The organism is Allobosea sp. GW821-FHT12C12, assembly GCF_058807355.1.
The window spans coordinates 165,121-178,523 of record NZ_JBXAQP010000003.1 but is presented as its reverse complement, the minus strand read 5'-3'; the positions used below and the strand labels follow the sequence as shown (position 1 = coordinate 178,523).

Sequence of the window (13,403 nt, the reverse complement as noted above, 5' to 3'; positions counted from 1 at the left end):
GAGGTCAGGCGCGGCTGCCGCCGGCGCGGTCCGGCTCCGTCTCGATGCTGACGCGGTTGCGGCCGCTGCGCTTGGCGGCGTAGAGCGCGCGGTCGGCCGCGATCAGCGCATCGTCGAAGCTGCCGTCCGCGCCGATCTCCGCGACGCCGATCGACACGGTCAGGGCGTCGCGATGCGCGCCGAGCTCGAGGGTCTCGTGGGAAACGTCGAGCCTGATGTGGTCGCTCTGCCGCATCGCCGCCTTCGCATCGAGCCCCGGAAACAGGATGGCGAATTCCTCGCCGCCGATGCGGGCGAGGAGATGGCCGCCGCCCTCGACGGACTGCGCCAGGCAGCGCGCCACGCTCCTCAGCGCCTGGTCGCCGAAATCATGTCCGTGATCGTCGTTGAGGCGCTTGAAATCGTCGATGTCGACGATCGCGACGGCGCTGCTGCGCTGTTTCGAGCGCGCCTTGTCGATCAGCGCGGCCGCCTGGTTGAAGAAATGCCGGCGGTTGTAGAGCCCGGTCAGCGCGTCGCGCGAGGCCAGGTTATGCAGTTGCGCGATCTGCGCCAGCGTCTCGACATGGTTCGCGATCCGGCATTGCAACTCTTCGGGAATGAACGGCATCGAGATGAAATCGTTGGCGCCGGCCTTGAGGAAGCCGACCGACACCATGCGGTCGTTCGAGGACGACACGCCGATCACGCGCAGCCGGTCGGACGGGAACTGCCGGCGGATGCGGCGGGTCAGCTCGTAGCCGTCCATCTTCGGCATGTTGTAGTCGCTGATGACCAGCCGGATGTCCTGGTGTTTTTCCAGCAGCGACAGCGCCTCGGGGCCGGAACCCGCCTCGATGACGTCGTATTGCTGGATCTTCAGCATCCGCGCGAGCAGCTTGCGGGTGGCGGCGACGTCGTCGACCACGAGGATGCGGGTCTGGCGGTTGGCGAGCGCCCGTTCGACCGTGCCCATCAGGATGTCGAGGGCGAATTCGCTGTCCTTCGGGACATAGTCGATGACGTCGCGCTCCATGATGCGGTTGCGCGTCTCGATGTCGAAACTTGCGGTGTGGACGATCGTCGGGATGCCGCGCTGGACCGCGAAGTCGATCGCTTCGCCATACGGCGCATCCGGCAGGTTCAGGTCGACGATGGCCAGCGTAAAGGCGGTGCGGTCGTCGGTGACCGCCTCGTGCAATTCGTTGAGAGAACGGCAGGCGACGAGCGGCAGGCCGATGGTGTCCTTCAGGCGGCGGCACAGCGCCGTCGAATAGGTCCGGGAGTCCTCGACCACCAGAATGGTCAGGTCGCCTTGCGCCGGACCGGAGCGGTGATCGGCCTTACGATAGCCCATTGAACAGCCCGATCCTCGATCGGCCGCGCCGATCCCGCCGTAGAGTTCGAAGCGCGCCAAGATGACGTAAAGGCGTGCTGCATCGCAGCGGAGTCTCCCGCCGCAATCTTAATTTCGGCTTAACTATGCAGCCGGTCGCGAGGCGGCAGAGAAAATCCTGTCGCCGGGGCAGGCGTCAGATGCGCCAGGGCAGGATGTCGCCGGGCAGCTTTCTGCCGATCAGGTCGAGCCCGAGCATCACGACGAGGATGATGGCGCTGGCGCTGATCGCCACCGCCGCGGCCTCGCCGGCGAGGCCCGCCTCCTTCAGCGAGAACAGCACGACGCCGAGCGTCTCCGTGCCGGACGACCAGAGCAGCGCCGAGACGGTGAGTTCGTTGAAGGCGATCAGGAAGACCATCAGCGCCGACACCATGGCGGCCGGCGCCAGGATCGGCGCAACGATGTGACGCAGCATCTGCCAGAGCGTGACGCCGTCGAGGCGCGCCGCCTCCTCGTGATGCGCCTCGATCTGCGCCATCGCCGCGACGGGGGCCTTCAGGGCGAGCGGCAGGAAGCGCGCGAGATAGGCGAACAGGATGATGAAGGGCGTGGCGTAGAGGCTCACCCCCAGCACGGGCAGCGGCTTGAGGAAGAGCAGGATGCAGGCGATCGCCAGCACCACGCCGGGCAGGGCATAGGGCAGTTCGATGATCAGCTCGACCCAGCGCCGGAACCGGCCCATGCGCCGCTCCAGCCCATAGGCGAAGGCGATCGAGAGCATTGACAGGATCACGGCCGCGGCGCCGGCGAACAGGAGGGAGTTGCGGAAGGCGCGGATTGTGACCTGCTGGCGCAGCAGCACCTCGGCGAACTTGTCGAGCGTCAGGCTCCGCCAGCTCAGCGCGACGCCGAGCGCCGGCGTCAGCGCCTCGCCGAGCAGCGCCAGCAGCGGCAGGCCGAGCTTGAGCGCGAGCAGCGCCCAGAGCGCCGCCGTCAGGGCCGGGCGAGCCCTGCCGAGCTGCCAGAACGGCTGCATCGGCCGCTCGATCTCGACCTTGCCGCCGGCCCGGCGCGTCGCGAGCACGCTCGCCAGGATGCCGAGCCCGGCGACCAGCGCGACCAGCAGCGAGAGCGCGGCCGCGTCCGACAGCCCGGCGGGTCCGAAGCTCGACAGGCGGCGGTAGATCAGCGTCGGCAAGGTGAGATAGTTCACCGGCAGGCCGAGCAGCGCCGGGATCCCGAAATTGCCGATGCCGGCGACGAAGGCGATCAGCGCGGCGGCGATGATCTGCGGCCGCAGCACGGGCAGGAGAATGCGTCCGACGATCGTCGCCGGACCCGCGCCTTCGAGCTGCGCCGCCTCGATCAGCGAATGCGGCACGCTGCGCAGGCCGGTCCAGAGCGTGATCGCGACCAGCGGCGCATGGTGCAGCGCCATCACCAGGACGATGCCGCCGCGCCCGAGCAGCGGGTTTTGCGTGCCGGGCCCGGGCGCGAGGCCGAGCAGCCCCAGGATCGCCGAATGCGGCGCGAACAGGCTCAGGAACGCCAGCGCCGCGACCTGCGGCGCGATCATCATCGAAAACACGAAGGCGAAGGCCAGCGGCCGCTTGCCCCTGACATCGGTGACGCCGAGCGCCAGCGCGACGAAGCCGCCGACGATCAATGCGCCGAGAGCGGAAAAACCGGCGGTCTCCAGGGTGCGCAGCGTCGCGTTGACGGCGGCGCGGCTGCCGATCTCGGCCAGCGCGGCGTCCGGCGCGAAACGCCAGCCCGGCGCGAAGGCGGCCGCCGCCAGCCGGAGAAAGGGCAGTCCGCCGAGCAGGAGCGCGGCCAGCGTCAGAAGCGCCGGCAGGCCGAGGCCCGCCGGCAACCGGATCGTCGGCCCGGGCAGGCTGAAACCGCTGCTCCGGCCTGCCGGCGAAGGCGCGACGATGCTCACTGCGGCGCTTCCGCCCGTCGGGCCTACTCGAAGATCGCGCTGAAGCGCTTGCGCGCCGCGGCCTCGTCGGCCAGCGCCTTGGCGGCGTCGAACGGCATCAGCCTGATCTGCGCGCGGGAGGGATAGCCGGCGGGCAGCGCCACGTCGGGATGGGCCGCGACATAGCCCTGCTTCAGCGCCAGCGCCTGGCCCTCGGCCGAGAGCAGGAAGTCGATGAAGGCTTTCGCGGCCTCCGGGTTCTTGCTCGCCTTCAGGATCGCCACGGGCTCGCTGACCGCCGAGACGCCTTCGCTCGGGAAGACGAACTCGACCGGCGCGCCCTTGGCCTTCTCGCGGATCGGCATGAAATCGACGATCATGCCGTAGAGCTTCTCGCCGGTGGCGACCTGGCGGAGAATGTCGCCATTGCCGCCGGCGGCGAGCGCGCCATTGCTCTTGAGCGCCTCGTAATAGCTCCAGCCGCCGGGCAGCGCGCCGGTCAGCGTCATGGCGTGGATCAGCGCCGCGCCCGAGGTCAGCGGGCTCGGCATGGCGAGCAGGTTCTTGACCTCGGGCCTGGCGAGATCGGCCCAGCTCGCCGGCTTCAGCGCCGCCTTGGTGTTGTAGACGATGCCGGTGGTGATCAGCTTGGTCGCGAACCACATCTTGGCGGGATCGTGGATGCCGGCCGGATAGGCCGAGACGTCCGCCTTGTCATGCGCCAGCAGGCGGCCTTCCGTCTTGAGGCCCTCCATCGTCACCGAATCGGCGATCAGCAGCACGTCGGCCTGCGGGCTTCCGGCCTCGAACTCGGCCCGCAGCTTGGCCATCACGCGGGGCGTGCCGTCGCGCACGAAGCTGACATCGACCTTGGGATGCTTCGCCTTGAAGGCGTCGATCGTCTGCTGCGCGTCGGTGTTGGGCTGGCTGGTGTAGAGCACGAGCTTGCCCTCTACCGCCCGCGCGGAGACGGCGAAGCCGGCGATCGAAACCGACAGCGTCAGCGCGGCCACGCTGCCGGCGATCAAGGTTTTGCAAGGCATCGTCGTTCTCCTGCCCCTGAGGCGGTCCATCTCTGCCGGCGGCGGTAGACCTTGCATATGACATTTCAGTGAAGGCCGCCCCTATCATGCCCGCATGACAGCGCCGCTGTCGCGAAGCGCGCCGTGGCGGCCGTGCCGGATCGGTTCGGGATGCCCGAATTTCCTGCATATGGCCGGCTTGTTTGTGGCCGGCGTTTTCGATTAGTGTGACTACAAGGCGTGATAAAACGCCGGATTTAAACGTTTTAAATGGGAGGAACATCGATGAAATCCATGCGCTATCTCGTGACCGGCGCTGCCTTCGCCGCGATCGCGGCCGGCTGGTCCGGCGCTGCCGTCGCCCAGGAGACGGTCCAGGTCTGGTTCACCAAGGGCTTCTACAAGGGCGAGGACGACGCGCTGCTCGCCGTCGTCGACAAGTTCCAGAAGGCGACCGGCGTCAAGGTCGATCTCTCGCTCTACGCGACCGAGGATTGCGTGACGAAGTCGGTCGGCGCCGTCCAGGCCGGAACGCCGCCCGATGTCGGCTTCTGCACCACCTACGACTTCCGCACCACCGGCCAGTGGGCCTTCGAGGGCAAGCTCGAGGACGTCAGCGACGCGATCGAGCCGATCAAGGACCAGATCCAGCCGCAGGCGCTGGCGACCACCCTGCTGATGAACGACAAGACCAAGAAGAAGGCCTACTACGCCTTCCCGGTCCAGCAGCAGATGATGCACATCACCTACTGGAAGGACATGCTGGAAGAGGCCGGCTTCAAGGAAAGCGACATCCCGAAGGGCTGGGACGGCTATTGGGACTTCTGGTGCGACAAGGTCCAGTCCAGCCTGCGCGCCAAGGGCAAGCGCATCTACGCCGTCGGCCATCCGATGGGCGTCGCCGCCTCCGACACCTTCTACTCCTTCCTGACCTTCGCCAACGCCTTCGGCGCCAAGGTCGTCGACGACGAGGGCAAGATCGTGCTCGACCAGCCGGCCAACAAGGCCGCGATGGTCAAGGCGGTGAAGGACTACTCCAACATCGCCCAGCGCGGCTGCACGCCGCCCTCCTCGGTCAACTGGCTCGACCCCGACAACAATGTCGCCTTCCACAACCGCACCACGGTGCTGACCCACAACGCCACGATCTCGATCGCGGCCAAGCATCTCGACGACATGAACAATCAGGCGCTGACCCAGGAGCAGCGCGACCAGGCCAAGAAGAACTACTACGACAACATCCGCACCGCCGAGTTCCCGAACAAGCCGGACGGCTCGCCGATGACCAACCTCGCGGCGGTCAAGACGGCGGTGGTCTTCGCCGACGGCAAGAACAAGAAGCGCGGCAAGGAGTTCATGGCCTTCATGATGAAGGACGAGAACCTGCGTCCCTTCGTCGAGGGCTCGGTCGGCCGCTGGTTCCCGACTACGATCGAGGCGGCCAAGGCGCCGTTCTGGACGGGCGACGATCCGCATCGCAAGGTCGTCTACAAGCAGTACACGGACGGCACGGCGCCGTTCCAGTTCGTCTACAACTACAAGTTCACGGCGGTGAACGCCGAGAACGTCTGGGCCAAGGCGGTCAACCGGGTCGTCTCGGACAAGATCACGCCCGAGGCCGCGGTCGACGAGATGATCGCCCGCATCAAGCAGATCGCCGGCTGACGCCGACGCTCGACCGGATAGACCATGAAGGCGCTCCTGCGGCCGGAAGAGCCGCGGGGCGCCGACCTGTCTGACGAGGCAGGCGAGAAGGGAGTGAGCCATGACAGCGACCACGATGGCCGCGCCGATCGCCGCGCGGGCCGGTAACGCGACATCGGGCCATGCCCGCGACCGTGCGCTCTGGGGCGCGATCATGCTGGCGCCCTATGTTCTCGTCTTCGCCGTGATGGTGGCCTATCCGGTCGCCTACGGCCTCTGGATCGGCCTGAACTGGAATTCCTACCGCGCGCTCTTCGCCGACCCGATCTTCATCCGCACGGTGATCAACACGATCGTCTTCCTGTTCATCGCGGTGAACCTGAAGTTCATCATCGCGCTCTGGCTCTCCGGCTTCTTCGTGGCGCAGCGCGCCTGGGTGCGGATCGTGCTGGTGATCTTCATCCTGCCCTGGGCCGTGCCGTCGATCCCGACCATCCTGTCCTTCCGGGTCATGCTCAACCCCGAGAACGGCATGATCAACCAGCAGCTCTTCCAGTGGTTCGGCATCGTCGAGGGGCCGGGCTGGCTGACCGATCCGACGCTCGCCTTCGCCTGCTCGATCATGGTCCATATCTGGAAATCGCTGCCGTTCTGGACGCTGATCCTCGTCACCGGCCGGCTCGCCATCGCGGCCGATCTCTACGAGGCGGCAAGCGTCGACGGAGCCAGCAAATGGCAGCAGTTCAAGTTCATCACCTGGCCCTCGCTGGCGACGCTCTACGTCACCTCGACCATGCTCTCGATGATCTGGACGCTGGGCGACTTCAACAGCGTCTATCTGCTCACCGGCGGCGGGCCGGGCGACCTCAACCATGTGCTGGCGACGCTCGGCATCCGCTACATGCGCAACAACAATCTCGATCTCGGCATCGCCTCGATCATCGTCGCCATGCCGCTGATCCTGCCGATGGTCTATGTCATGGTGAAGCGCCTCTCTAAGGGAGCCGAGGCATGAAGAAGGTTCTCGACGAGGGCAAGCTCATCCTCATCGCCATCCCCGTCCTGCTCTGGACGCTGATGCCGATCTACCACCTCTTCGTGCTGTCGATCTCGAACCAGGAATCGATGCTGGCCGGCACGCTCTGGCCGGCCAAGCCGACGCTGCAGAACTTCCAGATCGTCTTCAACCAGCAGCACTACTACCTGTCGAATTTCTGGCGGCAGATGTTCAACAGCTTCTTCGTCGCGGTCACCACCGGGCTGCTGACGCTGTTCGTCGCGACCTTCGCCGCCTTCGCGATCTCGCGGCTGCGGGTCGCCGGCGGGCGCACCATCATGAACCTGGCGCTGGCGACCTATCTGATCCCGGCCGCCTTCCTCGCCATCCCGATGTACAAGGCGATGGGCTCCTACGGGCTGCTCAACACGCAGACGGCGCTGATCCTCGCCATGGTCGCGCTCGCCTCGCCCTATGCGATCTGGGTGCTGAAGCAGGCCTCCGACAAGCTGCCCAGGGAGCTCGACGAGGCGGCGATCATGGACGGAGCGACCTCGCTGCAGCTCTTCCGGCTGGTCTATCTGCCGCTGATGAAGCCCTCGATGGTGGTCATCGGCATCTACGCGCTGCTGCTCGCCTGGAACGAGTATCTCTACGCCTTCCTGCTGCTTTCCTCGGAGCGCGCGGTGCCGCTCGCGGTGGGGCTGGGCCTCTTCCTCTCCGCCGACGACGCGCCCTGGAACCTGCTGATGGCGGCGGGCCTGCTCTACGCCATCCCGCCGGCGGTGATCTATTACGGCTTCCGCAAGAACATGGTCGGCGGGCTGACGGCCGGCGCGGTGAAGAGCTGACTCGCGGGCGCGAACCCGGAACCCACGACCGGGCGAGAACCTTGCGATCGCGTCGATGCCGCGTTCACCCGGTCGTGGTTTCCGGGCTCGGCCCTTCAGGCCGCCCCGGAATGACGAGGGGCGCATGCCGGACATGCTGCATCCCCCTCGCCATGCGGCCGAACCAGCGTCACATTGCGGGCGTTAGATCGCCATGCGTCCTGTCGGACGCAAAGTGACGATCTATCTCCTTGTTTAAGCATCGGATTTTTCCGAAAGGCGGATTCCACTTTTCGGTCCGATGCTCTAGCCTCAGGCCAAAGATTGCCAGGAACCCGATATGACCGCTTCAAAACTCGACCAGCTCCGCGAGATGACGACCGTCGTCGCCGACACCGGCGACATCGAGGCGGTGCGCCGGCTCAAGCCCGTCGACTGCACCACCAACCCGACGCTGATCCTGAAGGCCGTCGAGACGCCGGCCTATGCCCATCTCGTCGACGAGGCGATCGCCTGGGGCAAGAAGGAGGGCGGCTCGGGGGAGCCCGCGGTCCATGCCGTCTGCGACCGGCTCGCCGTGACCTTCGGCGCGGAGCTGACCAGGATCGTGCCCGGCCGCGTCTCGACCGAGGTCGACGCCGACCTCTCCTTCGACACGCAGGCGACGATCGACAAGGCGCGCGCCATCATCGCGGCCTATGCGGCGCGCGGCATCGGGAAGGATCGCGTCCTGATCAAGATCGCCTCGACCTGGGAGGGCATACAGGGGGCCAAGGTGCTGCAGGCCGAGGGCATCGACTGCAACCTGACCCTGCTCTTCGCGCTGCCCCAGGCCGTCGCCTGCGCCGATGCGAAGGCCTTCCTGATCTCGCCCTTCGTCGGCCGCATCCTCGACTGGCACGTCAAGGCCGGCGGCGGGCCCTACACGTCGGAGACCGATCCCGGCGTCGTCTCGGTCAAGAGCATCTACGCCTACTACAAGGCGCTCGGCATCAAGACCGTCGTGATGGGCGCGTCCTTCCGCAACGCCGGCGAGATCGAGGCGCTTGCGGGCTGCGACAGGCTGACGATCGGACCGGGCCTGCTCGACGAGCTGGCGGCCGCGACCGGCGACCTGCCGCGCAGGCTCTCGCCGGCCGTCTCGCCGCAATCTGTGTCGGAGGCCTTCACCAAGCCGATCGTGCTCGACGAAAAAGCCTTCCGCTTCGCCATGAACGAGGACGCCATGGCGAGCGACAAGCTGGCGGAGGGCATCCGCGGCTTCGTCAAGGATCTGCGCGGGCTGCGCAAGCTCGTGGCGGCGCGGCTGGCCTGAGCTCGCGCGAAGCAAGACGCGACTATTGCGTCTTGGCCGTCGTCTCCGTGGCGGCGACGATCGCGGAAGCCGGCGTGTCGTAGCGGAAGAAGCTGCGCCCGCCGGCCGCCGCCTGCTGCAATTGCTGTTGCCAGGCTCCCGACCCAGTCTTTCTGGCGGAACCCTTGACACTGCCCAGCGCCACGAAATCGCTCCGGCGCAGGGAGTCGCTGTCGCGGCCCTGATAGACCAGCACGCCGCCATCGGTGACGACGATGTCGCCGCGCCGCAGCGTCGGGTCGCCGAGATACCAGTGCGGGTCGGTCGCGGGGTCGAGCTTCACCACCGGCGGAGCGGGCTTCGACGACACCTCCTGTCGCGGAGCCTTGCGACGGGGCTGCACCGTCATCTCGAGCGGATCGCTGTAGACCTGCCGCGGCGCGGAGGGACCGCCGAAGAATGCACTGGCGAAATCGTCGAAGAAGCCGGCGGCCTCGGCCCGAGGCGCGAGCGCCAGCATGGCGGCTCCCGCGACACCCATCGCAAACAATCCGACCCGCATCATCGCCGTCGCTCTCCCTGATCGCCTTTTCAAACGATCGAGCGGGGCGAAGGTTCAATCGAAATCCGGCATCGTCGTTAAACGGAAGCGAGCGGCCGGCCGGGCAGTCGAAGGGTTCACGCAACCGTCCGCAAAGGCTGCGATCAAATCACCCCTTCGCCGCCAGCGCCTCGGCCCGGATCGTCGAGAGCGTCTTTGCCGGGGTGATGACCTCGGGATCGAGCAGGCAGTGGATGATCGCGGGCTTGCCCGACGCGACGGCGCGCTCGAAGGCCGGGCCGAACTCGGCCGTCGTCTCGACGCGCTCGCCATGGCCGCCGAAAGCGCGCGCATAGGCGGCGAAATCGGGGTTCTTCAACTCCGTCGCCGAGACGCGGCCGGGATAATGCTTCTCCTGATGCATCCGGATGGTGCCGTACATGCCGTTGTCGACGACCACGACGACGACGCCGAGATCGTATTGCACGGCGGTGGCGAAATCCTGCCCGTTCATCAGGAAGCAGCCATCGCCGGCGAAGGCGACGACGGTGCGCTCCGGATAGAGCCGTTTCGCGCCGATCGCGGCCGGCACGCCATAGCCCATCGAGCCGGAGGTCGGCGCGAGCTGGGTCGCGAATCTGGTGAAGCGGTGGAAGCGATGCACCCAGGTGGCGTAGTTGCCGGCGCCGTTGCACAGGATCGCGTCGGCGGGCAGATGCCGCCTCAGCCAGGTCACGGCCTCGCCGGGATGAAACGAGCCCTGCACCGGCGCCGGCTGCTCGCTCCAGCCGAGATAGGCCTCATGCGCCTCGGCCGACGCGCCCGCCCAGGCAATCGTTTGTGGCGGATGCACGGTCTCCAGCGCGGCGCAGAACGCCGTCGGCGATGCGTTGATCGCCAGCGCCGGCCGGTAGACGCGGCCGAGTTCCTCGGCATCGGGATGGACATGGACCAGCGGTCGGCCGGGCTCCGGGATGCCGAACAGCGTGTAGGACTGGCTCGGCATCTCCGACAGCCGCCCGCCGACCAGCAGGACGAGGTCGCTGTCCTGGACGCGCTTCAGCAGCTTCGGGTTCGGCCCGATGCCGAGATCGCCGGCGAAGTTCGGATGATCGGCCTGAAACAGCATCTGTCGCCGGAACGAGACCGCCACGGGCAGGTCGAAACGCTCGGCGAAGCGCTGGAAGCGGCCGATCGCCTGAGGATCCCAGCGCGAGCCGCCGAGGATCGCGACCGGGGACTTCGCGGCCCACAGCCGCTTCTGCAGGTCGATGGTCTGGAGCAGGGACGGATGCGTCTCGGTGACCTGATAGGGTTGCGCGTCGGCGACGTCCGCGAGGTCGGTCAGCACGTCCTCGGGCAGCGCGATCACCACCGGGCCGGGCCGTCCGGCGGTCGCGACATGAAAGGCGCGGCTGACGATCTCGGGGATGCGCGCGGCGTCGTCGATCTCGGTCGTCCATTTCGTCATCGTGCCGAAGACGGCGCGGTAGTCGAGCTCCTGAAACGCCTCGCGCTCGCGCATGCCGCGCTCGATCTGGCCGACGAACAGGATCAGCGGCGTCGAATCCTGATCGGCGACATGGATGCCGGGCGAGGCGTTGGTCGCGCCCGGCCCGCGTGTCACGAAGCAGATGCCGGGCTTGCCGGTGAGCTTGCCGGCGGCCTCGGCCATCATGCAGGCGCCGCCCTCGGCCCGGCAGATCGTGACCTTGAGCGAGGCGTCGTGCAGCGCGTCGAGCACGGCGAGATAGCTTTCGCCCGGCACGCAAAAGGCGTCCGTGGCGCCGTGGATCAGGAGCTGGTCGACGAGGATCTGCCCGCCGGTGCGATTAGCCATGCTGCGGCCCTCCCCAGGCCGGGTCGTTCAGGATCTCGTCGGCATGCTCGCCCAGCCCTGGACCCGGCCGCTGCGAGACCTGCCTGACGCCGTCGATCACGATCGGCGAGGCGACGGTCGGGATCGTCCCGCCCTTCGCGGCTTCGCTCGGCAGATCGAGCCTGACGCCGCGCGCCAGAACCTGCGGATCGGCGAAGACCTCGTCCACGCCATTGATCGGCCCGGCCGGCACGCCGACCTTTTCGAGCGCGGCGAGCAGATCGGCCTTGAGATGGCGCTGGCAGAGTTCGTGCAGACGCTGGGTCAGGGCGACGCGGTTCTTCACCCGCGAGCGGTTGTCGATAAAGCCCGGCTCCTCGGCGAGCGCCGCTTCGCCCAGCACTTCGCAGAGCTTCTTCCACTGCCCGTCATTCCCGGTCGCGATGATGATATGGCCGTCGGCGACCGGGAACACGTCGTAGGGCACGATATTGGGATGGGCGTTGCCGAGCCGTGCCGGCGCTTGGCCTGAGACGAGGTAGTTCATCGCCTGGTTGCCGAGCACGGCGACCTGCGCGTCGAGCAGCGCCATGTCAAGCGTCGCGCCTTCCCCGGTCGCGTCGCGCCGGCGCAAAGCCGAGAGGATGCCGACCGAGGCGTAGAGCCCGGTATAGATGTCGGCGACGGCATAGCCCGCCTTCATCGGCGCGCCCGCCGGCTCGCCGGTGACCGACATCGACCCGCCCATGCCCTGGACGAGAAAGTCGTAGCCGGCCCGCGGAGCATAAGGGCCGGTCTGTCCGAAGCCGGTGACCGAGCAGTGGATCAGGCGGGGAAAGGCCGCGCGCAGCGAGGCGGCGTCGAGCCCGTATTTCTGTAAGCCCCCGACCTTGAAATTCTCGACCACGACATCGGCATGGCCGGCGAGCCGGCGCACCAGCGCCTGCCCGTCCGGGGTGCGGAAATCGGCCGTGATCGAGCGCTTGCCGCGATTGGCCGAGTGGAAATAGGCCGCCGACAGATGCTCGCCAGCGGATCCCTCGACGAAGGGCGGCCCCCATTTTCGGGTATCGTCGCCCTCCGGCGCCTCGACCTTGACGACATCGGCGCCGAGATCGGCGAGCAACTGGCCGATCCAGGGGCCGGCGAGGATGCGCGCGAGTTCCAGCACGCGCAGGCCGGTCAGCGGCTTGATCGGCGCGGTCACTCTTCGCTCTCTTCGCTTTCGTCTCCGGGTTCGATTCCGAGCGCGGCGGCGATAGCCGTCAGCAGCACGATCTGGCCGGCATAGAGCCAGAGCGAATGCCGGCCGCAGAAGCGGAGCATCGCGGCGAACGGGGCCGGAAAGGGCCACGCCAGCGCGGCGCGGCGGAAGCCGAAGAGAGCCGCCGATACGCCGGCGATCAGCACCGCGAGCACGGCGGTCTGCGTTGCGTCGAAGTCGTAATCGATGCTTTCGACCACGACGAACAGGACTCCGGCGACGGCCGCGAGGCCGATCCGCAGCGCGAATGCGGCAGGCTCGGGTCGCGCCAGCCAGAGGCGGTGCGCGACGCCGACAAGCGCCAGCAATGCGCCTTCCGTTCCGTACTCGACGATCTGGCCGGCGAACGGGGCCAGCGCGACCAGGGCGGCGACGAGCAGGGCGAGCCGCAAACGGTGCGGCCAGATGTGCGCCTCGACAACGGGCAGCGCCAGCCTGATCGCCGCGAAGGCGAACAGGATGTTGAGCTGCGCCTCCGCGAGCGAGCCGACCCACCACAGATCGAGCAGGGTCAGCCCGGCGCCCAGCGCGAACCAGACCCAGGTCACGCCGCGTCCGGCGGAAAAGCCGATCAGAAAGAACCAGATCGGCAGCGAAGAACGGCCGAACACCCGCAGCCAGTCGTTGTCGGGCAGCAGGAAATGGCCGACATGATCGACGAGGATGAGCGCGAGCGCGAGCGTCTTCCACAGGTCGATGGTCGTGACGCGCCCGCCGGCCGATCCTTCGTCGCGCGCCGCTACTGCCGTCATC

11 protein-coding genes are annotated in these 13,403 nt (G+C 67.5%); 4 read left to right on the top strand and 7 right to left on the bottom strand.

Going from position 1 to position 13,403, the window contains the following annotated elements; translation table 11 throughout:
• Positions 1-4: 4 nt before the first annotated feature.
• From AC1RRW_RS05610 to AC1RRW_RS05600, 3 genes are all read right to left on the bottom strand, one after another.
• The gene (locus AC1RRW_RS05610; protein WP_492899562.1) at positions 5-1,336 is read right to left on the bottom strand and encodes a GGDEF domain-containing response regulator; all 1,332 of its coding nucleotides are present in this window, start codon (positions 1,334-1,336) and stop codon (positions 5-7) included.
• Positions 1,337-1,511: 175 nt separating this feature from the next.
• Complete coding sequence (locus AC1RRW_RS05605) at positions 1,512-3,260, bottom strand: ABC transporter permease (protein ID WP_492899561.1); 1,749 nt, start codon at positions 3,258-3,260, stop codon at positions 1,512-1,514.
• Positions 3,261-3,283: 23 nt separating this feature from the next.
• Entirely contained in the window at positions 3,284-4,282 is a 999-nt protein-coding gene (locus tag AC1RRW_RS05600) for an ABC transporter substrate-binding protein (protein ID WP_492899560.1), read from the bottom strand.
• Positions 4,283-4,555: 273 nt separating this feature from the next.
• On the opposite strand from AC1RRW_RS05600, the gene AC1RRW_RS05595 reads away from it, so the two are divergent.
• The 4 genes from AC1RRW_RS05595 (at position 4,556) to tal (ending at position 9,047) form a co-directional block, all read left to right on the top strand.
• Positions 4,556-5,926, top strand: a complete 1,371-nt coding sequence (locus tag AC1RRW_RS05595) for an ABC transporter substrate-binding protein (protein ID WP_492899842.1) — start codon at positions 4,556-4,558, stop codon at positions 5,924-5,926.
• A gap of 100 nt (positions 5,927-6,026) precedes the next feature.
• The gene (locus AC1RRW_RS05590) at positions 6,027-6,920 is read left to right on the top strand and encodes a carbohydrate ABC transporter permease (RefSeq protein ID WP_492899559.1); all 894 of its coding nucleotides are present in this window, start codon (positions 6,027-6,029) and stop codon (positions 6,918-6,920) included.
• On the top strand, positions 6,917-7,753 hold the full coding sequence (locus AC1RRW_RS05585) for a carbohydrate ABC transporter permease (protein ID WP_492899558.1): 837 nt from the start codon (positions 6,917-6,919) through the stop codon (positions 7,751-7,753). Before AC1RRW_RS05590 ends, AC1RRW_RS05585 begins: the two co-directional genes overlap by 4 nt.
• Positions 7,754-8,072: 319 nt before the next feature.
• Positions 8,073-9,047, top strand: a complete 975-nt coding sequence (gene tal / locus AC1RRW_RS05580; RefSeq protein ID WP_492899557.1) for a transaldolase — start codon at positions 8,073-8,075, stop codon at positions 9,045-9,047.
• 22 nt (positions 9,048-9,069) lie between these two features.
• On the opposite strand, the gene AC1RRW_RS05575 is transcribed toward tal, so the two are convergent.
• The 4 genes from AC1RRW_RS05575 to AC1RRW_RS05560 all read right to left on the bottom strand — a co-directional run bounded on the left by AC1RRW_RS05575 (position 9,070) and on the right by AC1RRW_RS05560 (position 13,402).
• Positions 9,070-9,567: a hypothetical protein gene (locus tag AC1RRW_RS05575; protein WP_492899555.1), complete on the bottom strand. Its 498-nt coding sequence runs from the start codon at positions 9,565-9,567 to the stop codon at positions 9,070-9,072.
• Between the two features lie 169 nt (positions 9,568-9,736).
• A complete protein-coding gene (locus AC1RRW_RS05570) occupies positions 9,737-11,407 on the bottom strand; it encodes a thiamine pyrophosphate-binding protein (RefSeq protein ID WP_492899554.1) in 1,671 nt (556 codons plus the stop codon).
• The gene (locus tag AC1RRW_RS05565; RefSeq protein WP_492899552.1) at positions 11,400-12,593 is read right to left on the bottom strand and encodes a CaiB/BaiF CoA transferase family protein; all 1,194 of its coding nucleotides are present in this window, start codon (positions 12,591-12,593) and stop codon (positions 11,400-11,402) included. The genes AC1RRW_RS05570 and AC1RRW_RS05565 overlap by 8 nt, the downstream gene beginning before the upstream one ends.
• The gene (locus AC1RRW_RS05560; RefSeq protein WP_492899551.1) at positions 12,590-13,402 is read right to left on the bottom strand and encodes a TraX family protein; all 813 of its coding nucleotides are present in this window, start codon (positions 13,400-13,402) and stop codon (positions 12,590-12,592) included. The genes AC1RRW_RS05565 and AC1RRW_RS05560 overlap by 4 nt, the downstream gene beginning before the upstream one ends.
• Position 13,403 lies beyond the last annotated feature (1 nt).

Excerpts from the sequence above, each read along its gene's own strand:
- AC1RRW_RS05560 (WP_492899551.1), bottom strand. The coding sequence starts at position 13,402 with ATGACGGCAGTAGCGGCGCGCGACGAAGGATCGGCCGGCGGGCGCGTC.
- AC1RRW_RS05590 (WP_492899559.1), top strand. The coding sequence starts at position 6,027 with ATGACAGCGACCACGATGGCCGCGCCGATCGCCGCGCGGGCCGGTAAC.
- AC1RRW_RS05600 (WP_492899560.1), bottom strand. The coding sequence starts at position 4,282 with ATGCCTTGCAAAACCTTGATCGCCGGCAGCGTGGCCGCGCTGACGCTG.
- AC1RRW_RS05575 (WP_492899555.1), bottom strand. The coding sequence starts at position 9,567 with ATGGGTGTCGCGGGAGCCGCCATGCTGGCGCTCGCGCCTCGGGCCGAG.
- AC1RRW_RS05610 (WP_492899562.1), bottom strand. The coding sequence starts at position 1,336 with ATGGGCTATCGTAAGGCCGATCACCGCTCCGGTCCGGCGCAAGGCGAC.
- AC1RRW_RS05585 (WP_492899558.1), top strand. The coding sequence starts at position 6,917 with ATGAAGAAGGTTCTCGACGAGGGCAAGCTCATCCTCATCGCCATCCCC.
- AC1RRW_RS05595 (WP_492899842.1), top strand. The coding sequence starts at position 4,556 with ATGCGCTATCTCGTGACCGGCGCTGCCTTCGCCGCGATCGCGGCCGGC.
- AC1RRW_RS05570 (WP_492899554.1), bottom strand. The coding sequence starts at position 11,407 with ATGGCTAATCGCACCGGCGGGCAGATCCTCGTCGACCAGCTCCTGATC.
- tal (WP_492899557.1), top strand. The coding sequence starts at position 8,073 with ATGACCGCTTCAAAACTCGACCAGCTCCGCGAGATGACGACCGTCGTC.